This is a genomic window from Aquabacterium sp. (genome assembly GCF_004297345.1).
Taxonomy (GTDB): Bacteria; Pseudomonadota; Gammaproteobacteria; order Burkholderiales; family Burkholderiaceae_C; genus Aquabacterium.
Genome location: NZ_SCTN01000557.1, coordinates 1 through 5987, shown reverse-complemented (window position 1 = coordinate 5987; position 5987 = coordinate 1). Strand labels below are relative to the sequence as shown.

Below are 5987 nucleotides of genomic sequence, written 5' to 3'. Positions count from 1 at the left end.
AAGGTCTTTGCCTGCGAACCTGAATGGGCCGCCCTGACCAAGGAGTTGGCCGGCGATCAAGCCAGCATTTACACCGCCACCAACGCCTTGCAGGATCCGCATCAGGTGCAGGCCAAGCCCAGCCTGATCGCTGCTGTGCGCAACGCTGAACTGATGGTGTGCACAGGCGCCGAACTGGAAGTGGGCTGGCTGCCCGTGCTCTTGCGCCAATCGGGCAACCCGGCTGTGCAAACCGGCCAGCCCGGCCAGTTCAATGCGGCCGATTACGTGCGCAAGCTGGAGGTACCGACCAGGCTGGACCGCGCCGATGGCGACGTGCACGCATCCGGCAACCCGCACATCCAGACGGATCCACGCAATATCGCGGCGGTGGCGCAAGCCCTGGCCAAGCGGCTGGCTGAAGTTGATGCCATGCACGCTGCGGTCTACCAATCGCGTCTGGCCGATTTCAACACGCGCTGGAACCAAGCCATGACACGCTGGACGCAAGCAGCCACCCCGCTCAAGGGCATGCCCATCGTCGTGCAACACAAGGGCTTCCCGTATCTGGAGGCCTGGCTGGGCTTGAATCAGATCGTCTCGCTGGAGCCCAAGCCTGGCGTGGAGCCCAGCAGCGCCTACCTGTCCACCGTGCTCGCGCAACTGCAAAAACAGCCGGCCAAGGTGATCATCCGCGCCGCCTACAACGATGGGCGCGGTTCGCAATGGCTGTCGGACCGCGCGCACATCCCGGTGGCGGTGCTGCCGTTTACCGTGGGTGGCAGCGACAAGGCCAAGGACCTGTTCGGCCTGTTTGACGACACCATCGAGCAACTGCTCAAAGCCAGCAAGGGGTAACACATGGGCAGTCTGAATGTGCATGAGGTGGACTGGTCCATCGTGGGCCCGGCGCTGATCGCCGGTTTGCTGGTGCTGGCCACACACGTGCCGCTCGGGCTGCAGGTGCTGCGCAAAGGCATCGTCTTCATCGACCTGGCGATCGCGCAGATCGCCGGGCTGGGGGTGATCGCGGCTGATGCGCTGGGCTGGGAACCGCAAGGCTGGGCCGTGCAAGGTGCGGCCGTGCTGGCCGCCTTGAGTGGGGCCGCGCTGCTGACCTGGACGGAAAAACGCTGGCCCGACATCCAGGAGGCCCTCATCGGCACCCTGTTCGTGCTGGCCTCTTGCGTGGGCATCCTGCTGCTGGCGGGCAATCCACACGGCGGCGAGCACCTCAAGGATCTGCTGGTCGGGCAGATCCTGTGGGTGTCCACCGGGCAGTTGTGGGCGGTGGCGGCGCTGTCCGCGCTGGTGCTGGCGCTGTGGTTCGGTTTGGGTGCACGCCTGGGGCGGGCCGGTTTCTACCTGCTGTTTGCGCTCGCCGTGACGGCCTCCGTTCAACTCGTCGGAGTCTATCTGGTGTTCAGCAGCCTGATCATGCCGGCGCTGGCCGTGCGCCACGCCCCACCAGGCAGGCAATTGCCGCTGGCCTGGGGCGCGGGCGCTCTGGCCTATGCCCTGGGGCTGGCCGTGTCTGCCATGTTGGACATGCCCTCCGGGGCGGTGGTTGTACTGGCCATGGCGCTGATCTGCATCGCCTTGAGCACCACCATCCGAAAACCAGCCGCGCCGCCTTCTGAAACGCCCTGAAACAAATCACCCGCCTGGCACCCTTGAATAAGGGCGGGGAAAGCCCCTCCTAGGAAGGGCACGCGCCCGTCTCGGAACCGTCACCCCCGAGTGCTACACTTTTTGGCTTTGGTTGACTGGGGAAATTGTCCCTGGCGACCTCGTGCTGACCACGTGGTCAACACACCGATCGATTGGATTGATAGCTCCATGTTGCCCAAGATACTGACTTCGATTTTTGGTAGCCGTAACGAACGCCTGCTCAAGGAATACCGGCGTACGGTGGCCAAGATCAATGCGCTGGAGCCCACTTTCGAGCCCTTGAGCGACGATCAACTGCGCGCCAAGACCGAAGAGTTCAAGCAACGCGTGGCCAAGGGCGAATCGCTCGACGCCATCCTGCCCGAAGCGTTTGCCGTGGTGCGCGAAGGCTCCAAGCGTGTCTTCAAGATGCGCCACTTCGACGTGCAAATGCTGGGCGGCCTGTCGCTGCACAACGGCAAGATCGCCGAAATGCGCACCGGCGAGGGCAAGACGCTGACCGCTACCCTGCCCGTCTACCTCAATGCCTTGAGCGGCAAGGGCGTGCACCTGGTCACCGTCAACGACTACCTCGCGCGCCGTGACGCCGAGTGGATGGGCAAGCTCTACAACTTCCTGGGCCTGAGCGTGGGCATCAACCTGCCCCAGATGCCCCGTGAAGAAAAGCAGGCCGCCTACGCTGCCGACATCACCTACGGTACGAACAACGAATACGGCTTCGACTACCTGCGTGACAACATGGTCTACGAGATCGAAGACCGTGTGCAGCGCGGCCTGAACTACGCCATCGTCGACGAAGTGGACTCAATCCTGATCGACGAAGCCCGCACACCACTGATCATCTCCGGTCAGGCTGAAGACCACACCGAGATGTACGTGCGCATCAACGCCGTGGTGCCCAAGCTCAAGAAGCAGATCGGTGAAGCCGACCCGCGCACGGGCGAAGGCGTGATCGAGCCTGGTGACTTCACCGCCGACGAAAAATCCCGCCAGGTCTTCTTGACCGAAGACGGTCACGAGAACGCCGAGCGCCTGCTGCTGGAAGCCGGCCTGCTGGTCGAAGGCGCCAGCCTCTATGACGCGGCCAACATCACGCTGATGCACCACGTGTACGCCGCCCTGCGCGCGCACCACCTGTTCAACAAGGACCAGCATTACGTGGTCCAGAACGGCGAAGTCGTGATCGTGGACGAATTCACCGGCCGCCTGATGGCTGGCCGCCGCTGGTCCGATGGCCTGCACCAGGCTGTGGAGGCCAAGGAAGGCGTCAACATCCAGGCTGAGAACCAGACGCTGGCCTCGATCACCTTCCAGAACTATTTCCGCATGTACGGCAAGCTGTCGGGCATGACCGGCACCGCCGACACCGAAGCTTATGAATTCCAGGAAATCTACGGTCTGGAAACGATCGTCATCCCCCCGAACCGTATCCTCGCGCGCAAAGACCAGCTCGATCTGGTTTACAAGACCGCCAAGGAAAAGTATCAAGCTATCGCTGCAGACATCAAGGAATGCCACGAGCGTGGTCAGCCAACCCTGGTTGGCACAACCAGCATCGAGAACTCTGAACTGATCGCCCAGTTGCTGACCCGCGAAGGCTTGCCGCATCAGGTTCTGAACGCCAAGCAGCACGCTCGTGAAGCCGAGATCGTGGCCCAGGCTGGCCGCCCCGGCGTGATCACCATCGCCACCAACATGGCCGGTCGCGGTACCGACATCGTGCTGGGCGGCAACGTCGAGAACGACATCAAGCTGATCGAAGCCGACGAGACCCTGGACCACGCTGCCAAGGAAGCCAAGATCGCCGCGCTGAAGGCCGAGCAGGCCAAGCTCAACGAGCAGGTCAAGGCTGCTGGCGGCCTGCGCATCATCGCCACCGAACGCCACGAATCGCGCCGCATCGACAACCAGTTGCGTGGTCGTGCCGGCCGTCAGGGTGACCCAGGCTCCTCGCGCTTTTACCTGTCGCTGGACGATCCGCTGATGCGCATCTTCGCCGGTGACCGCGTGCGCGCCATCATGGACCGCCTGAAGATGCCCGAAGGCGAGGCCATCGAGGCTGGCATCGTGACCCGCTCGATCGAAAGCGCGCAGCGTAAGGTCGAAGGCCACAACTTCGACATGCGCAAGCAGTTGCTGGAGTACGACGACGTGTCGAACGACCAGCGCAAGGTGATCTACCAGCAGCGCAACGAGATCCTTGAAACCGTGGACGTGATCGACGCGATCACCAACCTGCGCAAGGGCGCCATGACCGACGTCGTGCGCACCTTCGTGCCTGCAGAGAGCCTGGAAGAACAGTGGGACCTGGTCACGCTGCAAAAGGTGCTCAAGGACGAATGGCAGCTGGAGATCGAGCTGGTCAAGTGGGTTGAAAGCCAGACTGCCGCCGATGACGACGACGTGCTCAAGCACGTGATCGATGCCGCCAACGGCCACTATCAAGAAAAGACAGGCGCGGTAGGCCGCGAGCAGTTCGCGCCGTTCGAGCGCATGGTGCTGCTGCAGTCCATCGACACGCACTGGCGCGAGCACCTGGCTTCGCTGGACTACCTGCGCCAAGGCATCCACCTGCGCGGCTACGCCCAGAAGAACCCCAAGCAGGAATACAAGCGCGAAGCCTTCGAGCTGTTCGGCCAGTTGCTGGACGTGGTCAAGATGGACGTCACCCGCGTGCTGATGACCGTGCACATCAAGTCGCAGGAAGAAGCGCAGCAAGCCGCCGAAGCCATCGAGCATCAAGGCGAGAGCTTCATGAACGTGACCTACACGCACCCCAACGAAGATGGCAGCGTGGCGCAGGAGACCGATCCAACCACCGTGGCCGCCGAAGTGCCACGCGTGGGCCGCAACGACCCCTGCCCATGCGGCAGCGGCCAGAAGTACAAGAACTGCCACGGCAAGCTGGCCTGATCAGAACTTGATGCAGTGCAGCACTGATCAACTCAGTGCACCAAGGAAGGGCCCTCACGGGCCCTTTGTCATTCATCGCTCCTTTTTGTCGCCAACGCCTCCTGCCCGACACCCGCGAATGCAGGCATCTACTGGCGAACCCTAGGCGCAAGTCGTCGCATGCGAATTGACAATGCACGGGTTGCCACCTAGCGTGCAACACCTGATTGCCAAAACGACTTGACAGCGCCTTTGATGCGCTGCAACAGGAGACATCACCTTGAGCACCACGCCCCACACCAATCCACTGGGCCAGACCTGGTTCGGTCGATTAGCCAATCTGTCCACGCTCGCGCTGCTGATCCTCATCCTGGTCATCAGCACCGGCGAGATGGTGCATGGCCAGTTGCTCAAGTTCGGTGAAGTCATGTTCAGCGATCCGGGCCAGAAGGTGCAGTACTTCCTGTTGCGCGCCGATCCTGAAAAGCCCACCTGCAACCGCAACGTGAACATTGAGCAGGAGGTGGCCCGTCAGGAAGCAGCCGCTGCGAGCGGTGCGCCTGCGGGCGCCGCTGCGCCAGTAGACGATGTCGACAACCTGTTCGGCGAGAAGACATTCAACGCCACCGCCGTGCGCGAATCGCTCAAAGCGACCGTAGCCAACTGCGTGGAGCGCCAAGAGATGTACGAGCACATCCGAGCGCACATCACGCCGCAACTCAAGTTCTATCGCGGCCTGGAGACCAGCTTCTTCGTGCTGTTCAAGTTCGGCGCAGACAACCGCTCCATGATCCTGCTGATCCTGTTGACGGTGACGGCCGCCTTCACGACCATGGGCTTTCACCACATCAGCCTGCGCCCGGCCCGCTATGCACGGGACTTCAAGGCTCAGGCATGGTCCATGACCATCTGCAGCCTGATGATGCTGTACTCCTGCGTGCGCTACTACCAGATCTCGGTGGAGTCGGGCGTCGCCATTGAAGACCCTCGTGTCTACTTCATGTGGATGGTGCTGTTTGCGGTGCTCGCGGCCGTCAGCGCATTCCGCATCATTCGCCCGCCCAAGAGCCCTGAAAACGAGGAAGGCACCTGGACGCGCGCACTGGAATGCGTGCCCCTGATCGCCAACCTGGGCATCTTCAGCTGCGTGTACTTCTTCATGCACGATCACCCTTCGGGCCCGGCCATCTACGCACACAAGATCCTGGACTTCATCAGCATCCCGCTGGCACTGGCCCTGCACATCTGGGCGGGCATGTTGTTCAAGCAAAGCCGCCTGGTCGATCTGTTCATGAACATCATGCGGCCATGGAAGCTGTCGCCTGAAGCCCTGACCTACATCATCTTGCTGGCAGCCGGCTTGCCTACGGCCTATGCCGGCGTCTCCAGCGTGTTCGTGATCGCAGCTGGTGCCATCATCTACCACGAGGTGCGCGCTGTAGGTG

The 5987-nt window shown here is 62.2% G+C and carries 3 protein-coding genes and 1 pseudogene; all 4 read left to right on the top strand.

Translation table 11 applies throughout. The features are described 5' to 3' along the window. Positions 1–837: zinc ABC transporter substrate-binding protein (locus EPO09_RS21370; RefSeq protein ID WP_290646489.1), on the top strand; the 837-nt coding region annotated here is incomplete at its 5' end. 3 nt (positions 838–840) lie between these two features. Further along, positions 841–1629 (top strand): metal ABC transporter permease, encoded by a 789-nt coding sequence (locus EPO09_RS21365; RefSeq protein ID WP_290646487.1) that lies wholly within the window; start codon positions 841–843, stop codon positions 1627–1629. A gap of 189 nt (positions 1630–1818) precedes the next feature. Continuing rightward, on the top strand, positions 1819–4563 hold the full coding sequence (gene secA / locus EPO09_RS21360) for a preprotein translocase subunit SecA (RefSeq protein ID WP_290646485.1): 2745 nt from the start codon (positions 1819–1821) through the stop codon (positions 4561–4563). A gap of 259 nt (positions 4564–4822) precedes the next feature. After that, positions 4823–5987: pseudogene (locus tag EPO09_RS21355) on the top strand (transporter); the annotation flags it as partial.